Annotated in this window: 20 protein-coding genes; 10 read left to right on the top strand and 10 right to left on the bottom strand. The window is 58.7% G+C overall.

Annotated features, from left to right (window positions below; translation table 11 throughout):
* Positions 1–2 precede the first annotated feature (2 nt).
* The gene (pncB, locus tag GOV80_RS12855; RefSeq protein ID WP_170785226.1) at positions 3–1,295 is read right to left on the bottom strand and encodes a nicotinate phosphoribosyltransferase; all 1,293 of its coding nucleotides are present in this window, start codon (positions 1,293–1,295) and stop codon (positions 3–5) included.
* A 164-nt stretch (positions 1,296–1,459) separates the two neighbouring features.
* On the opposite strand from pncB, the gene GOV80_RS12850 reads away from it, so the two are divergent.
* Positions 1,460–1,993, top strand: coding sequence for a hypothetical protein (locus tag GOV80_RS12850; protein ID WP_170785224.1), 534 nt, complete (start codon positions 1,460–1,462; stop codon positions 1,991–1,993).
* On the opposite strand, the gene pncA is transcribed toward GOV80_RS12850, so the two are convergent.
* Complete coding sequence (gene pncA / locus GOV80_RS12845; RefSeq protein ID WP_170785221.1) at positions 1,990–2,583, bottom strand: bifunctional nicotinamidase/pyrazinamidase; 594 nt, start codon at positions 2,581–2,583, stop codon at positions 1,990–1,992. The two genes, GOV80_RS12850 and pncA, sit on opposite strands and share 4 nt — an antisense overlap.
* A gap of 93 nt (positions 2,584–2,676) precedes the next feature.
* On the opposite strand from pncA, the gene trhO reads away from it, so the two are divergent.
* Positions 2,677–3,582 (top strand): oxygen-dependent tRNA uridine(34) hydroxylase TrhO, encoded by a 906-nt coding sequence (gene trhO / locus GOV80_RS12840; RefSeq protein WP_170785219.1) that lies wholly within the window; start codon positions 2,677–2,679, stop codon positions 3,580–3,582.
* Positions 3,583–3,645: 63 nt separating this feature from the next.
* The gene (locus GOV80_RS12835) at positions 3,646–4,146 is read left to right on the top strand and encodes a potassium channel family protein (RefSeq protein WP_170785217.1); all 501 of its coding nucleotides are present in this window, start codon (positions 3,646–3,648) and stop codon (positions 4,144–4,146) included.
* A gap of 3 nt (positions 4,147–4,149) precedes the next feature.
* Here GOV80_RS12835 and GOV80_RS12830 read toward each other — a convergent pair whose 3' ends face one another.
* On the bottom strand, positions 4,150–4,479 hold the full coding sequence (locus tag GOV80_RS12830; RefSeq protein WP_170785215.1) for a hypothetical protein: 330 nt from the start codon (positions 4,477–4,479) through the stop codon (positions 4,150–4,152).
* A gap of 370 nt (positions 4,480–4,849) precedes the next feature.
* Here GOV80_RS12830 and GOV80_RS12825 point away from each other — a divergent pair, with 370 nt between their 5' ends.
* A complete protein-coding gene (locus tag GOV80_RS12825; protein WP_170785213.1) occupies positions 4,850–7,294 on the top strand; it encodes a GcvT family protein in 2,445 nt (814 codons plus the stop codon).
* Positions 7,291–8,640: an MmgE/PrpD family protein gene (locus tag GOV80_RS12820; RefSeq protein WP_170785211.1), complete on the top strand. Its 1,350-nt coding sequence runs from the start codon at positions 7,291–7,293 to the stop codon at positions 8,638–8,640. Before GOV80_RS12825 ends, GOV80_RS12820 begins: the two co-directional genes overlap by 4 nt.
* Positions 8,641–8,676: 36 nt before the next feature.
* Here the strand turns inward: GOV80_RS12820 and GOV80_RS12815 are convergent, their stop codons facing one another.
* The 5 genes from GOV80_RS12815 to GOV80_RS12795 are packed head-to-tail and all read right to left on the bottom strand — an operon-like array spanning position 8,677 to position 13,283.
* Positions 8,677–10,815: a tetratricopeptide repeat protein gene (locus tag GOV80_RS12815; RefSeq protein WP_170785210.1), complete on the bottom strand. Its 2,139-nt coding sequence runs from the start codon at positions 10,813–10,815 to the stop codon at positions 8,677–8,679.
* Positions 10,812–11,681, bottom strand: a complete 870-nt coding sequence (motA, locus tag GOV80_RS12810; protein ID WP_170785208.1) for a flagellar motor stator protein MotA — start codon at positions 11,679–11,681, stop codon at positions 10,812–10,814. The genes GOV80_RS12815 and motA overlap by 4 nt, the downstream gene beginning before the upstream one ends.
* A 46-nt stretch (positions 11,682–11,727) precedes the next feature.
* Positions 11,728–12,300, bottom strand: coding sequence for a MotE family protein (locus GOV80_RS12805; protein WP_170785206.1), 573 nt, complete (start codon positions 12,298–12,300; stop codon positions 11,728–11,730).
* Positions 12,297–12,776, bottom strand: coding sequence for a hypothetical protein (locus GOV80_RS12800; protein ID WP_170772897.1), 480 nt, complete (start codon positions 12,774–12,776; stop codon positions 12,297–12,299). The genes GOV80_RS12805 and GOV80_RS12800 overlap by 4 nt, the downstream gene beginning before the upstream one ends.
* A gap of 9 nt (positions 12,777–12,785) precedes the next feature.
* A complete protein-coding gene (locus tag GOV80_RS12795; protein WP_170785204.1) occupies positions 12,786–13,283 on the bottom strand; it encodes a flagellar basal body-associated FliL family protein in 498 nt (165 codons plus the stop codon).
* Positions 13,284–13,402: 119 nt separating this feature from the next.
* Between GOV80_RS12795 and fliF the strand changes: the two genes are divergently transcribed.
* The 4 genes from fliF to fliP are packed head-to-tail and all read left to right on the top strand — an operon-like array spanning position 13,403 to position 16,596.
* Positions 13,403–14,992, top strand: a complete 1,590-nt coding sequence (fliF, locus tag GOV80_RS12790; RefSeq protein WP_170785202.1) for a flagellar basal-body MS-ring/collar protein FliF — start codon at positions 13,403–13,405, stop codon at positions 14,990–14,992.
* Positions 14,992–15,588, top strand: coding sequence for a FliH/SctL family protein (locus GOV80_RS12785; RefSeq protein ID WP_170785200.1), 597 nt, complete (start codon positions 14,992–14,994; stop codon positions 15,586–15,588). The genes fliF and GOV80_RS12785 overlap by 1 nt, the downstream gene beginning before the upstream one ends.
* Positions 15,581–15,868 (top strand): FliM/FliN family flagellar motor switch protein, encoded by a 288-nt coding sequence (locus tag GOV80_RS12780; protein ID WP_170785198.1) that lies wholly within the window; start codon positions 15,581–15,583, stop codon positions 15,866–15,868. The genes GOV80_RS12785 and GOV80_RS12780 overlap by 8 nt, the downstream gene beginning before the upstream one ends.
* Positions 15,868–16,596, top strand: a complete 729-nt coding sequence (gene fliP / locus GOV80_RS12775) for a flagellar type III secretion system pore protein FliP (protein WP_170785196.1) — start codon at positions 15,868–15,870, stop codon at positions 16,594–16,596. The genes GOV80_RS12780 and fliP overlap by 1 nt, the downstream gene beginning before the upstream one ends.
* 4 nt (positions 16,597–16,600) lie before the next feature.
* On the opposite strand, the gene GOV80_RS12770 is transcribed toward fliP, so the two are convergent.
* Positions 16,601–18,043 carry a sensor histidine kinase gene (locus tag GOV80_RS12770; RefSeq protein WP_170785194.1) on the bottom strand — a complete coding sequence of 481 codons (1,443 nt, stop codon included), beginning with the start codon at positions 18,041–18,043 and terminating at the stop codon, positions 16,601–16,603.
* The gene (locus GOV80_RS12765; protein WP_170785192.1) at positions 18,040–18,774 is read right to left on the bottom strand and encodes a response regulator transcription factor; all 735 of its coding nucleotides are present in this window, start codon (positions 18,772–18,774) and stop codon (positions 18,040–18,042) included. The genes GOV80_RS12770 and GOV80_RS12765 overlap by 4 nt, the downstream gene beginning before the upstream one ends.
* Before the next feature lie 220 nt (positions 18,775–18,994).
* Here GOV80_RS12765 and GOV80_RS12760 point away from each other — a divergent pair, with 220 nt between their 5' ends.
* Positions 18,995–20,239, top strand: coding sequence for an ABC transporter substrate-binding protein (locus GOV80_RS12760; RefSeq protein ID WP_170785190.1), 1,245 nt, complete (start codon positions 18,995–18,997; stop codon positions 20,237–20,239).
* Positions 20,240–20,287: the final 48 nt, after the last annotated feature.

Genomic DNA, 20,287 nt, shown 5'->3' with positions numbered 1-20,287 from the left:
GTCTAAACGATGACCTCGATCGCTTCTTGCGCACCGACCCCGAAGACACGTTTGTAACGTTCGATCTCATCCGCCGGACCCATCGCCTTTTCGGGATTGTCCGACAATTTGACCGTCGGGCGCCCGTTGGCCGAGACCGCCTTGCAGACCAGAGAAAACGGTGCAAGCGCGTCATCCGGCACCAACCCGCGAAAATCGTTGGTCAGCAATGTACCCCAGCCAAAGGAAATATTGGTCCGTCCGGCAAACTGGCCGTGCAACTCGCGGATCTTGTCTACATCCAGCCCGTCGGAAAAGATCACGCGCTTCTCGCGCGGATCCTCGCCGCGTGATTTCCACCAGTTGATGGCGGTTTCCGCTGCGGCTGCCGGATCACCACTGTCGACGCGGATGCCCGTCCAGCCTGCCAGCCAGTCGGGTGCGCGGTCCAAAAAGCCCTGTGTTCCATAGGTGTCGGGCAGGATGATGCGCAGGTTGCCATCATGCTCATCATGCCAATCCCTGAGAACATCATAGGGCGCTTGCGCCAATTCGGCGTCTGTGTCGGCCAGTGCGGAATAGACCATGGGCAACTCATGCGCGTTGGTGCCGATGGCCTCAACCTCGCGGCGCATGGCAATCAGGCAGTTCGACGTGCCGGAAAAAGCAGACCCTAATCCTTCGATCATCGCCTGCACGCACCAATCCTGCCACAGAAAAGAATGACGCCGCCTGGTGCCGAAATCCGCAATGCCCAGCCCATCAATATCACGCAGTTGCTCAATCTTTTCCCAAACGCGGGTCATGGCGCGGGCATAGAGCACTTGCAGCTCGAACCGGCGCATGTCGTTGAGAACTGCGCGAGAGCGCAATTCCATCAACACGGCCAGGGCCGGGATTTCCCACAACATGACCTCATGCCATTTGCCTTCGAAGGTCAGTTCGTACTGATCGCCCTTGCGTTCCAGATGATAGGCCGGCAGGCGCAGGTTCTCGAACCACTCCATGAAATCGGATCGGAACATCTGTCGCTTGCCGTAGAACATATTGCCCCGCAGCCAAGTGCTTTCGCCGCGGCTAAGGCTGAGCGAGCGGATATGATCCAGCTGTTCGCGCAGTTCGCCCTCATCAATAAGCTTGGCGAGGGGGATGTGATTCGACCGATTGATCAGCGAAAACACCACTTCCGTTTGGGGCCGATTTCGAAACACTGACTGGCACATCAGCAGTTTGTAGAAATCTGTGTCGATTAAAGACCGTATAATTGGGTCAATCTGCCATTTATGATTGTACACACGTGCCGCAATATCGACCATGAGGAACTCCTGCGATTTCCGTTGTTAGATCAATCGGTGTGTGGAATGGCAAGAGTCGCTGGTTTGGTGACAATGACAAGCTCAGGTCACAAAGCGAGCAAATTGTGTGATCTTTTCACCGGTTAGTGAGAAGAGGGGTTTGGAAGTCGAGGTTAAGTTAGTGAATGGTTCTCGAGTACGATTTTGACATCGTTGTTGTCGATCCGGGGGACGGAGAAGGCGAACAAGGCGCAGAGGGGGCTTCGAAAAAGCCCGTTTTGCGCGCAATGTTCCGCAATGTGAAAACGGCGGACGCGCTGCGGGCGGCTTCTCCGAAAATCCGCAAGATCTTTCAGGATGCAGGTTTCGGTCTGGACGCGACCGGAAGCCAGTTGATGCATGGCTTTTATCGACCCCGTGACGAGGCCGAGCGTGAACGGATTCTGAAAGCGCTGTTTGCCAACATTCGGGAAATGGGTGTTAAGGGCGAATATTGCGGCGAATTCGACTTTTGGAAATTCCTTCGGGACGTCAAATCGGCCCGCCCGCGCAACGGTCAGCGACGCAACACCGCTGATTGGACCCCGAACCCGCGCTATAAATCCCCGGCAACGCCGGAACGCCGCACCTTGCCCGCCCGCATTGGCGTGGCTCTTGGGCTGGCGGTTATTATTTTTGTGGTCCTGAAATATCTGTTGGATTCGGGCTCCGCGCCCTAAGCCAAGGTCACACCGGCAGCCTTCATCGCTGTTTCTGCTGCCGTCAGCGAGCCGTCCAGATCAATCGCGCGGCACAGTCCCATATTCACCGTCACCTCAAATCCCAACCGCGCCGCGTCCACGGCTGAGAAGTGAACGCAGAAATCCGTGGCCAGGCCCACCATCGTCAGTTTGCGGATGCCTCGGGTGTTGAGATAGCCCTCCAACCCGGTTGGCGTAGTCTGATCGTTCTCGAAAAAGGCTGAGTAGCTGTCAACCGCACTGCGAAACCCTTTGCGAATGATCAAATCGCCTTCAATGCGCAGATCGGGATGAAACGCTGCGCCCTGCGTTCCCTGCACGCAATGATCCGGCCAGAGCACCTGCGGGCCATAGGGCATTTCTACTACGTCAAATGGGTTCTTTCCTGCATGAGTACTGGCGAATGAGGAATGCCCTGCCGGATGCCAGTCCTGCGTCAGGATCACCGCGTCGAACTCATCCATAATCGCGTTGATCGGGGCGACGATCTCATCGCCGCCGGGAACGGCCAACGCGCCGCCGGGGCAGAAATCGTTCTGGACGTCGATTACGATCAGGGCATGGGTCATCGCGCTCTCCTTTTCAGCTATCGGTAAGGGGGCGAGCGGGGGGCGTCAATCCGATCCCTTGCGACTCTGCACGCGTGGGGCTAGACCGCGCGCATGTATACCATCGCTGCCCTATATCACTTCACCCGTTTCGCTAATCACGCCGCCTTGCGCGAACCCTTGCTGGACCTGTGCCGTGCACAATCGGTCAAAGGCACGCTGCTGCTTGCGCAAGAGGGGATCAACGGCACCATCGCGGGCCCGCGCGCCGGGATTGACGCCGTGCTGGCGCATATCAAAGCGCTGCCGGGTTGCGCCGATCTGGAATGGAAAGAGGCCACCGCCGACCATCCGCCTTTCGGGAAGATGAAGGTGCGCCTGAAGAAAGAGATCGTGACAATGGGCCAGCCGGATGTCGATCCGCGCGCCCGTGTCGGCAACTATGTCGAGCCGGAGGAGTGGAACGACCTGATCCGTTCCGACGATGTGGTGGTGATCGACACCCGCAACGATTATGAGGTGGCGATTGGTACGTTTGAAGGGGCAATAGACCCTGAAACAGCCAGTTTCCGCGAATTTCCGGCCTGGTGGGAGGAAAACAAGGACCGCTTTCACAACAAGCGTGTTGCCATGTTCTGCACCGGCGGTATTCGGTGCGAGAAATCCACCAACTTCCTGCTGGGTCAGGGGGTCGAGGATGTCTATCACCTGAAAGGCGGTATCCTGCGATATCTTGAGGAAATGCCCGCCGAGGACAGCACTTGGCAGGGTGAGTGTTTCGTCTTCGACAATCGCGTGTCCGTGGGGCACGGGCTGGTCGAGGGGCCCCACAACCTGTGCCATGGCTGCCGCCGTCCGATCCTGCCCGAGGATATGAAACGCCCTGAATATGAACACGGCGTTGCGTGCCATCAATGCGTCGATGAAACCTCGGAAGCTGACAAGATGCGCTTCCGCGAGCGGCAGAAGCAGATCGGGCTGGCGCTCCAACGCGGGCAGGAACATTTGGGCGCAGACTAAACCACTCGGTTGCACGGGCGGGGCGAAACCCCGATCATCGCACCCGTTAAAGACGGAGACGACATGCGCCGCGAGCCGACAACGTTGGAAGAATGGAAATCGACCCTGCTTGCCGCAGGCGGTATGGTTTTGGCCAGCTTCTTTGCCTGGTTCGGCCTTTCCCGCCTTAGTGAATCAACGGCGGGCGATACGTTGGGCACGTTTGCATCCGTGGGCCTGTTCCTGTGGATTGTCTCGCAATCGTGGTACTATATGACACAGGTGAAATCCCCGCGCCGCGTGCTGTTCTTGATGGGCGTATCCTTTATTCAGGTCGTCCCCTTCCTGTTCGCCGCCGTCTATGGTGCGTTCGGCTATAAAGACAACTGCGTGGTCGGTGCCAGCGGACCGGGGGATATCCTGTATTTCTCATATGTCACCTTCACCACCGTTGGATATGGCGACATGGCCCCGACTGGCCTGTGCCGCGCGTTGGCTGTGTCAGAAGCGGTGACAGGCTACATCCTGCTGGGCCTCTTCGTCGCCGCTGCCGTGGCACTTTTCGCCCGAAACCACTCGGACTAGAGCCTATTTGTTGGTGTCAATCCACCGGGACATCATGTGCTTGTCGCGGAAACACTCAGACGGTATCGGCCTGCGTTTGGAACGCGAGATCCGTTCGGCAAAAGCGACCTGTTTGCTGGTGGGGTAATTGGCAAATGGTGACGGGTCATCCTGTTTATGCGCCGAAATCCACTGGGACATGGCCCTGCGGTCGCGTTGTGCCTCGACCGGGATTTCAAGCGCCGATTGCTGAGCAATCGCGCGCGCATAGCGCATCTGCCGGTCCGTGACGGGCAGCATGTGATAGTCGTTGCTGGGTGCGTCGTACCAGCTTTGACGGGCAGCGTTGGCCATAGCTCGAATACCTCCGTTCCACCTCAGACATTCACGTGGAACAAATATAAAACATTTTAGGAACTTTTCAAGATTTCCGCTGATCCACGCGGTCTTCACCGAGTTTCAAACCAGCCTGTCCCGTCGCGTTTCGACCTATTCGGCACGTATTTTCGTGCTTCCTAATTTAATCAAAGAATCAGTGCGTCTCATTTCAAGACACAAACGCTCACGACATCGCGCGTTTGGTGTCACCGGGCGATGATCCGCCGACGCGGCGTTTGCTTCCGGCGCTTTGATCGTCATTACCGACATTTTGCGTCGGGAACAGAGCATCAGTAGCCCCTGACCTGTGGCTGACTTTCGTGCAAGCTCTGTAGGAGGTGCGCCAATGAAAACCCATGCTCAGGCCGTTGTCATCGGAGGGGGGCTGGTCGGCTGCTCGATCCTGTATCACCTGGCCAAGCTGGGCTGGACTGACGTTGTCCTGCTGGAACGCGATGAGTTGACCAGTGGGTCCACGTGGCACGCAGCGGCCAATATCCACGGGCTGCATGACAACAACAACATCACGCGCATTCAGCACTACACGATGAACCTGTACAAAGAGCTAGAGAAGGAAACCGGACAGGGCTGCGGCGTGTTTCAATCCGGCTCGCTCTATTTGGCGCAGACCGAGGATCGCGAACACCAACTGCGCCTGCAAGAAGCCAAGGCGCGTTTCTACGGTCTTAACTTCCACGAGATCAGCCGCGAACAGGCTATGGAACTGCACCCTCTGGCGCAATTCGATGATATCCGCTGTATCATGTTCGAACCTGATGGCGGCAATGTTGACCCCTCGGGCGTGACCCATGCCTATGCCGCCGGAGCACGCGCGATGGGTGCCAGTATTGAGCGGTTTTGCCCTGTGTTAGGCACTGAACAGCAACTAGACGGATCGTGGATCGTACGCACCGCAAAGGGCGATATCCATACGCAGTGGGTGGTCAATGCCGGTGGATTGTGGGGGCGTGAAGTGGCCGCGATGGCTGGGATTGAACTGCCCCTGCAACCGACTGAACATCAGTATTTTGTCACCGAAGCGATTGATGAAGTCGCCGCGTTGGGCCGTCGCTTGCCGTCCATCGCCGACCGGGATGGCGAGTACTACTTCAGGCAAGAGGGCAATGGCTTGCTGATCGGGGCCTATGAGAAGGACATGCGGTTTTGGGCCGAAAACGGCACACCGCTGGATTTCGCCCACGATCTGTTCCCCGACGATCTGGACCGCATCATGGAAAACGTTATCCGGGCCACCGAACGCGTGCCCGTTGCGGCAACTGCGGGGGTGAAGCGGGTAATCAATGGCCCGATGATCTGGTCGCCGGACAGTAATGCGATCTGGGGGCCTGTGCCCGAGTTGCAGAACTATTTCTGCTGCACCGGGATCATCCCCGGATTTTCGCAATCGGGCGGGCTTGGCCTGTTGTCGGCGCAATGGATGATCGAGGGCGAGCCGCAACACGACATGTTTGCCTGGGATCTGGCGCGGTTAGGCGACTGGGCCGACAAGGCCTTCACAAAGGCGCGGGTGCAGGACGTTTATACGCACCGCTTCGCCATCCATTTCCCGAACGAAGAGCGCAGCGCCGGACGCCCCGCGCGCCTGCGCCCGGCCTATCAGATGCAAAAGGAGATGGGCTGCGTCTTTGGCCTGAACTGCGGGTGGGAACACCCCCTCTGGTTCGCTGATCAACCCGGTGTGGTCGAAACCAACGGCTTCACCCGCCAGAATTGGTGGGAACCGGTTGGCCGAGAGGTGCAGATGTTGCGCGACATTGTGGGTGTGATCGACATCTCGAACTTCGCCAACTATGTGATCAAGGGGCCAGGGGCGCATGATTGGCTGGATCGTCTTGTTGCCAACCGGATACCGACCGAGGTTGGCCGGTCGTGTTTGACCCCGTTGATTTCAGTGCGCGGAGGCGTTGCCGGGGACTTTACCATCACCAAAGTCGCCGATGACGAATACATGATGATCGGCTCGGGCATGGCCGAGCGCTATCACCAGCGGTTCTTCAACATGGTTGATCTGCCTGAAGGTACCCGTTTCGAGGTTGCCACAAACCGTATCGCCGGGTTCAACGTCGCCGGCCCGAAATCGCGCGATGTGCTGCAACGGCTGACCAATGCGGATCTGTCCAACGAAGGGTTCCGCTTCATGCGTTCACGTCAGATAGACGTGGCGGCCGTTTCCTGCCTCGCCATCCGTGTCAGTTTTACCGGCGACCTTGGGTGGGAGCTGCACTGCGCTGAGAGCGATCAGGTTGCGCTTTACACGGCCTTGCTGGAGGCCGCGAAAGAGCAAGGCGGCGGCCCAGTTGGCGGCCGTGCGCTGGGTAGTCTGCGTATCGAAAAGGGCTACGGCTCGTGGGGGCGAGAGTACAGTCAGGAATACTGGCCGCAGGAAGTCGGGCTGGACGGCCTCATCAAGCTGGACAAGGATTTCCTGCACAAGCAGGCCTATCTGGCCATCAAGAACAATCCTGTGCGTGAGGTTTTGTCGATGTTCGAAATTGAGGTGGACACCGCCGACGCCTCGGGCGGTGAGCCGATCTTTACACCAGATGGTCATTCGGTCGGGCGCGTGACATCGGGCGGCTTCGGGTATTCGGTCGGTAAATCGCTGGCCCTTGGGTTCGCAAACCCGCAAGTCGCAAAACCCGGTGATAGGGTTGAGGTGTTCATCCTCGGCAAACCGCATCGCGCAACTATTCTGGCTGAACCTCCTTTTGATCCTGCGGGATATCGGCTGCGTGATGTCTCTAAGCCCGCTATAGAGCCTGCCGAATGACCGATACGTTCGCCCGCGTTGCAAATTTCGTCCTAAATCGCCCACCCGAGGAAATGCCAGACAGCGCCAAAGAGGCAGCGGCGCTGATGATGGTGGACACTATGGGTATCCTGATTGCCTCCGGCCCGATGGAAGCGGGCGTGATCGCGCGGGATACGGCGGCATTGCTCTACGCCAGCACGGATTCTTCCTTCAGCGCTCGGCTGATGTTTGACGGGCGACCCGTCAGTATGGCTGGCGCTGCATATGCGGCGGCGACACAGACAGACAATCTGGACGGGCATGACGGGTATAACCCGACCAAAGGCCATATCGGCGTGGTTGTGCTGCCTGCGTTGGTTGCGCTTGCCACGCATTGCCCGAATTTGACTGGCCCGCAGGCTTTGGCTGCTGTGATCACTGGCTATGAAATCGCGGGCCGCGCGGGGATTTCGTTGCACGCGTCGGTCAGCGAATATCACACCTCTGGGGCCTGGAATGCGCTGGGCGTGGTCGCAATGGCGGCCCGTTTGCGCGGGCTCACTCCAGACCAGTTGCGGCAGGCGCTGGGGATCGCCGAATATCATGGGCCGCGCAGCCAGATGATGCGCGAGATCGCCAATCCCACGATGCTGCATGATGGTTCGGGATGGGGTGCGATGGTCGGCCTGTCTGCGGCGATTCTGGCCGAGCGGGGGTTTACCGGGGCGCCTGCCATCACGATCGAGGCCGAGATTGCCGCCCCTCATTGGGCGGATTTGGGCAGGTTTTGGCAGGTTGAGTATCAATATGTGAAGCCGTACCCGATCTGCCGCTGGGCCCACGCCGCGATAGATGGGGTCCGCGCGCTGATGTCGAAACACAGTTTGGTCGGTGACCAGATCCATTCGATCCAGATCAACACTTTTTGTGAGGCCGTGCGACTGTTTTCTGGAATGCCCGCGACCACTTCGCAAGCACAGTACTCTCTGCCCTTCGCTGTTGCAGTTCAGGTTCTGTATGGCCGTATCGGAGCCGAGCATATCTCAGGGCCCGGACTGTCCGACCCCCGGATCGCGGGCCTGATTTCCCGTATACACGTGAGCGAGGAAGAGAGGCATTCGCAACGGTTCCCGGGTGGGCGCTGGGCAGATGTATCAATTGAGACAACGGACGGGCGCATTTTGCAATCGGGCGATATCCACGCCCGCGGTGGCCCTGAGGCGCCTATGTCGCGCGATGAGGTTTTGGCGAAATATTCCGAGTTCGCAGAACCAGTTGTCGGAGCGCATCGGGCTAACGCGATCCGCGATGCGATCTTGTCCTGGATTGAACCGCATTCTAGATATGCCGATCTGGCGTCGCTGGTTTCTTCACCCCCGCGATAGCAGTTTCGCGGGGAATCGGGCCCCAATTGATACGGTTCACTGCTCGAGAATAGTAAGCAATTGGGTGATTTTTTCCCTAGCTTCGACACTATCCTGAAGTAAATCCGCCGCCTCGGCCAAAGGCTTGTCAGGTTGCGAAACAGGAGGAGTGATCAGGACCTGTGTCGCCTTGCTAACCAAACCAAATTGCGTTTCTTCCTCTTGATCAATGGCTTCGGGGCGGTCGGCCAGCCAAAAATTTCGGTCAGCCTGCTCCGCCTGCCCTAATGTGCGCGATAGCTCTCCGGCTGTATCGAAATCGCCAAGGGCCTGCATCGCTTGGTGCCTGATACGCAATGCCTCTTCCGAACTGTCCCCTTCCAGTTCAAGCATAGCTTGGTGAGGGCGTTGCGTTTGCAAGGCAGAGCGTGCCCTGATCCGTGCACGCTCTGACCGTTGCACCGTATCTTGGGGTCTGTTCGACAAAGCCAGCGCTGGTTCAGGGAACCCAAGCTTCACCAGACGGTTTGCCAACGCGACAGCCGTATTTGTGCTCAGGTCCTGCGTATCACCGGATGCAAATTCCAACGCCCGACGTAGAAATGTTATGTCATCCGCCCTCTCCACCAGAATGTGAGAAATCCGGTTCAACGTGGCCAGGCGTTCTTGCCCTGCAGGTATTTCCAAGGCAGCATCAAATGCTAGGTCGAATTCCTGAGTCAGACTTAGGGCCACAGCATGAGCCCGTTTTAACTGTGGCTCGATCTCGGATTTACGAAACTCGTTCGAAAAAGACGCCGCAAGGGCGACTTCTTTGGGTGAAGCGGCGCCTCGATCAACCCATCGGTTTTCGATCAGCCGCGCCAAAGCGAGCGGAGCGTCCAGATTGGGGCCGGAGGATGCAACCACGTCGTTTAGCAACGCCTCGGCTTTTGGAGCGTCACCTTCGGCGGCTGCGACCTTAGCTTTGGCCCGTGTTGTGTCCGAGGCGTTTTGAATTCCCGCCCGGTCAACAGACCGCAATACGCGTCGAGCGGCTTCTAACCGACCTGCATCGACCAAAATTTCGGATAGATCAGGTCCAAATTGCCGTCTTAGATGCGTTGGCAGCCGTGAAAATGATTGCTCTACCCTGTCCAAGTTTGCTTCAGCGGATAATTCCCCGGCCATCAGAACAGCCCAAAGTGCAACGTCACCCCCGCATCGTTGCAAGCCACCAAACGGATTGTCGTCTGCCACGTGCCCTGCGTCCAAAAACTGCGCAATTGCTGCAATCCGGTTTACGTCAGCATCGGGATCTTCCACCAATGCCAAAGCCTGCATCGCCTCGGCGCCGAAGCCATAGAATGCGTACAGCTTTGCCAGAGACAACGCTGTGTCCTGATCAACCCGATCGAATTCCTGAAACAAACCTGATCTTAAGGTGGCTATTTGCTGAGGGAAATCGGCTGAGCCACCCCACGTCTCGAACCCCAACTCTGTATCGGATATGCAGGCAGGTTCTTGTTCAAACCCGATCAAATCGGGCCCCAATAGACCGTTCAATTCATCGAGCACCGTCGATACGCTGATATTCCCTGTCGGGTCTGCTGGCCCTTCCGTGGCACCGTCAAAGATCGACGATCGCGGGCCAACCTGGGCAAGCTCAAGGTCAACGATGCCCCGGTCTGCACCTTGTAATAGACGTTCTGACAGGCGATCCTCAAACCCAAGCAATGGCGTCGGAAGCGCAGGCATTGACAAGACGTTGCGGTTCTGAGCCGCCGCCAGCAGCCCGGTGTCGCGGTTTGCTTGCGGCAAGATGGGCGGAGGAATGTCCGCACCTATCGGTGGCAGGGCCTGCGCAATGGCAATATCGACCACAATCATGGTGTCTTGGTATAAAAACGCCGAAGCCGCGCATTCACACCCGAATTGCATTTCCAACGGCCCGCCCGGTTCAGCCTGAGAAATGGCGGACAAACGGTTTTGAGACAGCCTGCGGAAGACCGAAGTGGTTTCGAAATGAACATCCTCCAGGGTGACGTTCAGACGCGCACCATACTTGGTTTGGGTGAGGACCCAGCCGGTGCCAGGCGGCACCTGAATGACCAGCCTGGTGTAGTCCTCATGCTCTCCCGAGCGCACGGTGGCTTCACGCGCAGTGGCACCGTTTGCTGCAAGCAACACTGCAAGAAAAAGACCAAGTCGGATCATGCCGCCGCCTGTTTCAGCTCTTTCAACGCCTCTTCCAGTTCCGAAAAACCAGGGCGGTTATGGGTCGGCGTGTTCTGGCGACCGACTTCAATGCACATCGCGGGGTTGTGGTTGTGCAGATTGGCGACCAGAACCTCTTTGATCAGTTGATAGAAATGGTTGTCTTCCTCAACCACGGCCTTCAGTTTTCCTGCGAATGGCCCGACCAGACCATAGGCCAGGAACACGCCCAGAAAGGTCCCAACCAGAGCCCCCCCGATCAGTTTACCCAGTACCTCGGGTGGCTGGTCGATCGATCCCATGGTCTTGATCACCCCTAAAACCGCAGCCACGATCCCCAGGGCTGGCAAGCCATCCGCAACCGTCTGCAATGCATGGCTGGAATGCATGGCGTGGTGAAAATTCGCCTCCATCCGCTTTTCCAGAACTTCTTCGACCTGATGGGGGTCGTCGTAGTTCATCGAAGCCGACCGCATCGTGTCGCAGATCAGATCCACGGCCTCTTTGTCGGATTGAATCTTCGGATAGGCCGAAAACACTGCGGAATTTTCGGGGTCTTCTATATGTTGCTCGACCTCGACCGGGTTGGCTTTGGCGATGCGGATCAGGGAAAACAGAAGGCATAACAGGTCGCGGTAGTCATCGGGTTTCCATTTCGGACCTTTGAACACCTTCCACATGTCCTTGAGCGTATGCTTCACCGCGCTCATGTCGTTGCTGATCAAAAACGCTCCGACCGCTGCGCCCCCGATCATCATCATTTCGAACGGCAGAGATTTCATGATGATGGTCATCTTGCCGCCAGCGGCCAGATAGCCACCGAACACCATGACGAAGATGACGACAATTCCGACTAGTCCGATCATGAGGGGCCTCCAGCAAACTCAAACGCGGCTTTGGTGAACATGGACGTCATTCCTGTGGCGCGGCAGCGTTGCGCCCCGCCATGATGACGCTGATTGTATAGGCGGCCTCAGGGCTTATCCCCGCCAGCACGCCAGCAGCGGCATCCGCAGGCATCCGTGACAGGAAACCGGCGGCAAAACCTGGATCCATCGTCTCGAACAAGGCGGCTGCGTCTTTGGGTTTCATGCTTTGATACACATCCGTCAGCCGGGTCAGGTCGGTCTCGGCCGCTTTTTCCGCATAGGCCAGCGTTTCGCGCAGGTTCTCTTCGGCCGCTTGCATAGCGACCATTCGGGTTTCGATGGCTTGCTCGGCGATTTCCAACGCCTTTTCCTTGTCGATTGCGGCGGCTTCGCGCTTTTCCAACGCCGCTTCGCGTCGCAGAAGTTCTGTCAACAATTCCTGTGCGCCGGGCTTTTCCATACCTTCTGGCTTGGCTTGCTTGACCGTCGGTTCGGGGTTCTTGGCCAGTGCCGGACCAGCCTCCAACCCGACGCGAATCGCAGCCGATCCGATCATCAGCAAAGAGATCACAGCAAGCACGCCGCCTTTGGGTTTGTTGCTCTGCCTTGTTTTCATGCCGTGGCCTCACGCCTCTTGCGACCATGCCGCATAAACATCGGACCAGCCGTTCGTTTTTCCGCAGGCTCAGGAACGGGTTCCTCCTTTTGCTCGGGGGCTTCCGCAGCTTCAACCTTTGCAACCTCAGGCTCTGGTGGCACCGTAGGCTCGGTCGCGGGCGAGGCTGTATCCTTTGGGGCTTCCTGATCCGGCACGATGTCATGCATCGACGCCATCATCAGCTCCAACCGCTGCGCGACCGTCTCCGCCCGTTGCGTCAATTGCTTCAAGGTGTCCCCGGAGCGGTCCGACGCCGCACGCGCGGACTCCAGCGATTTCTTTAATTCATCCGACTGTGCCGAAAGAACGGCAACGGCCCCGCCAACGCCCTTTTCAAGATCGGTGAATCGCTTGAGGCGTCGAGACAGAACAAAGCAATAGAGACCTGCGCCCAAGGCGCCTGCGACTAGGAAAATATCTGCGATCAGTTCCAACTTTGCCTCCTAATTCAAAACGAATTCCATCACGAGGACATCGCGAACGCGATCCTCGCCAACTACAATGCCGATGCGCCGCAGCAGATGCCCGCGAATGCGCACCAGGGCCAACGAATCCTCAAGATCCGAGATTTCAACCGCCCGCAGATACCCGTTCAACACATCCATGATTCGCGGCTTCATCTTTTCGACATCGCCCAGATAGTCCGAGTTCACCTCAAGCTGAGCGTGAAATTTCAGGTGCCGCGAATCGCCCGAGTTCAGCGACAGGATCAGCGGCGGAAGATCGACGAATCCAACGTCAGGCAAGGCTTTTGCAGGCTTTTTTTCCGCCTCTTCAACCGCCCCTTGCGCCTTGGGCATGGCGCCTATTGGCAACAGCCCGGACGTGGTTGCAAAATACCCTCCACCCGCGCCGGACAGGGCTAGAATCACACCTAGTATCAATCCCTTTTTCCCAGGCTTTTCTGGGGCTTCTGCCTGTTCTGCAGTTGCGTCAGTCATGACGTCCTCATCCATCCGTTCTGCAATCGTCATAACCCGGTAGGGACTAACCGATTATTAAGGGCAATCGGTCAAACAAGGGATGCGCCAAGCAGAATGTCGGCGAGTCGGAGGTGAGCGTGCAGCAGATCGGAACTGTCTGGACAAGTTTGGACAGGCGAAAACAAATCATCGTTGCCGGTGCGGTTATGCTGGTATTTCTTGGGGTCCTTGCGATGTCGCGGCTGATAACGGCACCGTCGATGACCTTGCTTTATGCCGGGCTGGAAAGTGGGGCGGCGGGCGATATCGTTCGGTCACTGGATCAGCGCGGCGTGCCCTTTGAGATTCGGGGCGGCTCGATCTACGTGCCGGGGTCGCAGCGGGATGAGTTGCGCATGACTCTGGCGAGCGAGGGTTTGCCTGCGAATGGAAACCGGGGGTACGAACTGCTGGATACGCTCAGCGGGTTCGGGACCACTTCGCAAATGTTTGACGCCGCTTATTGGCGCGCCAAAGAGGGTGAACTGGCCCGCACGATTGTAGGGGCACCCCATATCAGCCAGGCGCGAGTGCACATCGCCAATGGTTCAACCAATCCATTTCAGCGCAGCGTTGCACCGACTGCCTCGGTTTATCTGGTGTCTTCGGGGGCGGATATCACGTCAGATCAGGCCAAGGCGATCCGGTTTCTGGTCTCATCCGCGGTCAGTGGTCTTGCGCCCGAGAATGTGGCGATCATCGATTCGAACGGGGCTGTGATTGGCGCGCAGGAAAACGCCGTTGCCTCCGATACGGCGGATGACAGGTCGCGGCAATTGCGGGAAAAGGTCCTGCGTTTGGCCGAAGCCCGCGTAGGTACGGGCAATGCCGTTGTAGAAGTCAGCGTAGATACGGTGACGAAAACCGAATCCATTCGCGAGCGTCGCTTTGACCCCAACGGTCGTGTGGCGATCAGCACCGATGTCGAAGAACGTTCAGACAGCGCGCGCAATCAATCCGCCGATGTCACCGTTGCGTCGAACCTGCCGGATGGTGACGGCGCGGGGGGCGACGAGTCGAACTCGAACGCCACCCACACGCGCGAGCGGGTAAACTACGAGGTGTCCGAGACGGAGCTTGAGGTTCACAACGCCCCCGGCGCGATCAAACGTCTGACTGTGGCCGTTCTGGTGAATGGAACGCGCAGTGTGGATGCGACCGGCACGGAAAGTTTTGCCCCCATGCCCGAAACAGAGATGGAGGCGTTGAAGGAATTGGTCGCTTCGGCCGTGGGGTTTGATGCGGAACGCGGCGACGTGATCACGCTGAAATCCATGGACCTGCCGGTTGTTGAACCGCAGGGCACGCTGGCCTCGGCTTCGATCTGGCAGAAGGTGCATTTCGACGCAATGTCGCTGATCCAGATGGCAGTTCTAGCGATTGTGTCTCTGATCCTCGGTTTGTTCGTGATCCGGCCTATTTTGACCAAGCCGGTTGTGACCACGGCACTACTACCTACTGGAAGTCTACCCGAACCAGGCTCGGTTTTGACGGGTGAGATTGCGACCGAAGAAGGCGGGCAATTCGCACCGATCGCGGGTCAGGTCGCGGGCGGGGATGTTCCAGCGCTGGCTTCTCAGCCCGGGGCGGACCCGGTAGATCGGCTGCGGGCGATGATTGGCGACAAGCAGGAGGAAACGGTCGAAATCCTGCGCAGCTGGCTTGAAGAAGGCGAGGAAAAGGTCTGATGTCGATCGCCCATTTGCTGGAAGATTTCACGTTGCAGGCTGGCGGTGGAAAGCTGCACTTGCTGGATGAGGACGGGTTGGAGGAACAGCGTCTGGCGGCGTTCGAACAGGGCTATGCCGCCGGTTGGGAAGATGCCGTTCAGGCACAGGAGCAAAACCGAGGTCGGATCTCGACCGAGTTGGCCAAGTCGCTTGAGGACATGTCCTTCACCTATCATGAGGCGGTAACACGGATGACACTGTCGCTGGAACCGATGTTCAACAGCCTGATGCTCGCGGTCCTGCCCGAAACTTTGGAGCGGGGTTATACCATCCGGCTGGCCGAACAACTGACCGACATGGCTCGCGAACAGATCAATGAGCCGATGCAGGTTTTCGTCCCCGAAGGCCTCGCGGCTGAGGTGAAAGAGATGCTGCCCGAGGGGATGGCCGAGATGGCGCAAGTCATCTCAGACCCGCAGATCAAACCCGGCCAGGCTAGATTGCAGATCGGTATCTCGCGGCGCGAGGTGGATTGCGGCGGCCTGCTGACGTCGATCCGCGCCGCGTTCGACGCGTTTGTATTTGAGGCAAAAGAGGCATTGAGCAATGAGTGATCCCCAAACTCCCAAAAGCGAAAAATCCAACCCGTTTGAATCGGTCCCGATCGAGGTCACGGTCTCGGTCGGCCGCGCCCGCCCACTGATCCGCGATCTGTTGAATATGGGTGAAAATGCGGTGCTGACTTTGGACAAACGGATCGAGGATCCGGTGGATCTTTATGTAGGGGACCAGCTGGTGGCCCGCGGCTTGCTGGAAGAGATGGAAGGCGATCAGGCCGGACAACTGGCCGTGCGCCTGACCGAGATTGCCGATCTGCAAAACGGGATCGGTTGATGCGCGTTCTGCCCTGGATCATCGTGGCGCTGCTGCTGACACCGTCTTTTGCAGCGGCGCAGGATGTGTCCTTGTCGCTGGGTGACGGTGGTTCGATCTCGGCGCGGACGATCCAATTGATCCTGTTGATTACCGTGCTCAGCCTCGCACCGGGGTTGGCGATCATGATCACCTGTTTTCCTTTTCTGATCACCGTGCTGGCCATCCTTCGGCAAGGGATCGGGTTGCAGCAATCACCGCCCAACATGTTGATCGTCAGCCTGGCTTTGTTTCTGACCTATTTCATCATGGAGCCTGTTTTCACCGAGGCCTGGACCACTGGCATCCAACCCATGGTCGACGAAACGATGGAGGTCGAGCCCGCTTTGGAACGCGCCCTTCAACCGTTTCGCGCCTTCATGGCCGCACGGCTGGACCCTGACACGTTCTACGCCATGGCTGCGCTGCGCCCCGAAGGCAATGCGGTGGATGTGTCGCCGGATGCGCCGCTGTCGATCCTGATGCCCTCTTTCATGTTGTCCGAGATTGCGCGGGCCTTTCAGATCGGTTTTCTGATCTTCCTGCCCTTTCTGATCATCGACCTTGTGGTAGCTGCGGTGCTTATGTCGATGGGGATGATGATGGTGCCACCTGCAACGGTTTCACTGCCGTTCAAACTGGCGTTTTTTGTCATTGCGGATGGGTGGTCCCTGATCGCCAGCGCTTTGGTGCGAAGCTACATGGGCTGACAGATTACTGCCGCGTGATCGTCAATCGGGCGCGCAGCCCCTGATCCCCGGCCTCGAAATGCAGCCCACCACCATGCTGGTCAGCCACTGTGGCCGCAATTGTCAGACCCAGGCCAAACCCGTCTGACGAGCCGGTATTTGATCCGCGCTGAAACGGGGCCATCAGGGCTTCGATTTCGTCCACAGTCAGGTCATTGCCCTTGTCCTCGACGGTGATTGTCGCGGTGCGCGCGTCGGTTTCCAGCTGAACCTCGGCGTGGCGGCCATATTTCAGCGCATTGTCGATCAGATTGGTCAATGCTCGTTTCAGCGAAATGGGTCGACCCGTTACCAACATGCGTCGGGTTTCCAGCAGCGTCCCATGCCCGCGGCGGGACATGAAAACGGACGGAGCACCCTCGACCGCGACCGGGTCGACATTCTGAAGCGTCACCGGCAGGTCCATGTCCTGATAATCGGCGACGACAGATTCGACCAAGGATGTCAGAGAAATCTGGCGCGGTTCCTCGACGCTCAGTTCTGAACGCGTGTAGGTCAGAACGCTTTCGATCATGCCGGTCATCTGGTCCACATCCGCTTCCAGCTTTTCGCGCAGCTCGTCATCGGCGATCAACGCAGCGCGCAGCCGGACGCGGGTTGCGGGGGTGCCTAGATCGTGGCTGACACCCGACAAGACCGTGGCCCGTTGTTCTAGCAAGGCGCGTTCGGCGTCTAGATGGGCGTTCACCGCAGACACGATATCGCGCAGCTCGGTTGGCCCGTCGGCGTCATAGCTGTCGGGGCCTCCACGCCTCCGACGGTCGCGCAGGGCATGGGCAAACCGGGTGAATGTATCGGACACGTTGCCGACCGAGGTCAGAAGGACCGCCAGCGCCACGATGCCCAGCAATATCGCGGGCAGGCGCAGATCTGTCGGCGCTGCGCCACAGCCCCAGATCCCGGTGCCATCCACGCGGTACCACGGCCCGCGCCCGAATTGCGCAATCAGGATCGGTTCGCTGCAATAGGTGGCCAGCAGCCGGGTCAGGTTGCCCATCTTCTCAGGCCCGGTCTGATCACTGCGTGACACGATATCCGACACCGGATACACGAGACGATCGGACAGGATCGCCAGCGTCAATTCACGCCCGTTGAGCGGCGCTGAACTGTCGGTCAGGATCGAAAGGTTGGTCAGGAACCGACGGCCAGAAGACCCAGGCAATTGCTGGAACTCTCCCATATCGGCCAGCCCGGTATCCGCCGGTGACAAGGGCGAAATGGACAGCGGAGCGGCCGGAGCGATCCCGGTGCGCAGGTCTTCGTAAACGGTAAACCCCGCGACGAAGGATTGCGTTAGGAACTGATTCCAGGCACGGGCCGAAGCAAACCACAGGCTGGCCGATACCAGCCCCGTTGCGAAGGCCGAGATCACCCAGAGCCAACCAAGATTGCGCAGGCGCAGTGTCATTCCTCTTGCACCGACACGTCAGCGGCAAAAACATAGCCGACGCCGCGTTCGGTGCGCAGCATCTGCGGGTCCTTCGGGTTGGCTTCGATTTTCGATCGCAACCGCCCAACCAGCATGTCGATGGCGCGGCCCTGCGCCTCGGGTTTGTCGGAGCCGCCGGTGACATCCAGCGCGGCGACGATCTCATCCCTTGTCAGGGGGATATGCGGATTGGCAAGCAGAACCTTGAGCAACGCCGTCTCACGCTGGGACAGCGCCACCAAATAGCCTTCGGGCGAATGCACCTCATCGCGTTTGCCGTCATAGAGCCAGCCGTCAAAGCGGAAGCTGTGGATGCGGCGGCGGTAGGCCAGCGACGATGACCGCCGCGCCCGTTGCATCACCGCCCGCACGCGGGCGAGCAGAAGCTGCGGGTTGAAAGGCTTGGCGATATAGTCATCGGCCCCGACCTCGTACCCCGCCATGCGCTGATGGTCGGCTGACAGGGCCGAGACCAGAATGATCGGCACATCCTGTTCGGCGCGCAGGCGGGCGCAGATCTCGACGCCGTTTTCATCGCCCAGCATCACGTCCAGCAAGATCAGGTCAATGCGGCCCGCCCCCAGATGCCCACGGATTTCGGATTCCGATCGGGCGGGTAGGGCAATGAACCCGTTTTGCTGCATGAACTGAGTCATCATCGACCGCATCTCGAGGTCGTCATCCACCACCAACAGTCGCGGAATGCTCATGATGTCTGTCCTCCCCGGTTGTGGCCCCTCTGACATCGTCAATTGTAACGAACGGAAACAGATTCAATGTCAACGTAACACGCTGTAACAGAAGCGGTGAAAAATTGGTCTGACGCACGGGTTTGGCGCGGATTCCAAGTTGCCAGACGGCCCGTGCGCCCCAGTATGGCCGACATCGCTGCTGCGGCAGCCTCTTAGGTTCTCAGGGAGGAGACAAGAAATGAAACGTTTTGCATTTGCCACCGTATCGACGCTGGCTGTTGTGGCCGGATCGTCGGTGTTGGCGGGCCCCCAGGCAGAAGTTCTGCATTGGTGGACATCGGGTGGTGAGGCCAAGTCAGTTGCCGTCCTGCAAGAGGAATTCGCGGCCAATGGTGGCAGCTGGACCGATATGCCCGTGGCCGGTGGCGGCGGTGATGCCGCGATGACCGCGCTGCGCGCTCGCGTTCTGTCGGGCAACGCGCCGACTGCTGTTCAGTTGAAAGGCCCGGCCATTCAGGAATGGTATGAAGAAGGCGTGCTGGCCGATATCTCATCCGTGGCCGAGGCCGAAGGCTGGGCCGACGTTCTGCCCGCCTCGATCGCTGGTCACATGAAATGCGAGGGCACGTGGTGCGCTGCGCCGGTGAACGTACACCGCGTTGACTGGATCTGGGCAAACGCCGACGTTCTGGCCGCAAATGGCATCGAGATGCCGACCACGTGGGACGAATTCAACGCTGCCGCAGACAAGCTGCAAGCCGCAGGTGTGATCCCGCTTGCCCATGGTGGTCAGGCATGGCAGGACGCGACCGTTTTTGAAACCGTGGTTCTGGGCATTGGCGGCCCCGAGTTCTTCCAGAAAGCGCTGGTCGATCTGGACCCTGAGGCGCTGACCTCGGACACGATGGTGCAGGTGTTTGACCAGATGCGCACCCTGCGCGGCTACGTGGACGAGAACTTCTCAGGCCGCGACTGGAACCTGGCCACCGCGATGGTCATGAACGGTGAGGCGGCGTTCCAGATCATGGGTGATTGGGCCAAGGGCGAGTTCCTGGCGGCGGGCAAAAAGCCCGGCGAGGATTTCCTGTGTGCCTCGACCCCCGGTGACGGCTACCTGTACAACGTCGACAGCTTTGCCATGTTCGACGTGGAAGGTGACGACAAGAAAGCCGGTCAGGACCTGCTGGCCAAGCTGATCGTCGCGCCGAACTTCCAGAAAGTGTTCAATCTGAACAAAGGCTCGATCCCCGCGCGGACCGACGTGGCACTGGATGACTTTGACATCTGCGCCAACTTGTCGGCCGAAGATATGGGTTCGACCTCGGATGCAGGCTCGCTGTTGCCGTCTTATGCCCACGGCATGGCGCTGCGCGGCTCGCAGTCTGGTGCGATCACGGATGTTGTGACCGCGCATTTCAACTCGGATATGTCGTCGGCTGACGCGGTTCAGCAATTGGCGGCGGCAGTGGCCAACAGCTACTGATCCAAATCGCTCTGCCCCCTATACTGACGGGGCAGAGCATTTTTCCCC

Origin of the sequence: Ruegeria lacuscaerulensis (assembly GCF_013034685.1) — a bacterium.
In the GTDB taxonomy this organism is placed as follows: Bacteria; Pseudomonadota; Alphaproteobacteria; order Rhodobacterales; family Rhodobacteraceae; genus Ruegeria; species Ruegeria lacuscaerulensis_B.
The sequence above is the reverse complement of the archived record's forward strand: the minus strand, read 5'-3'. Positions and strand labels throughout refer to the sequence as shown.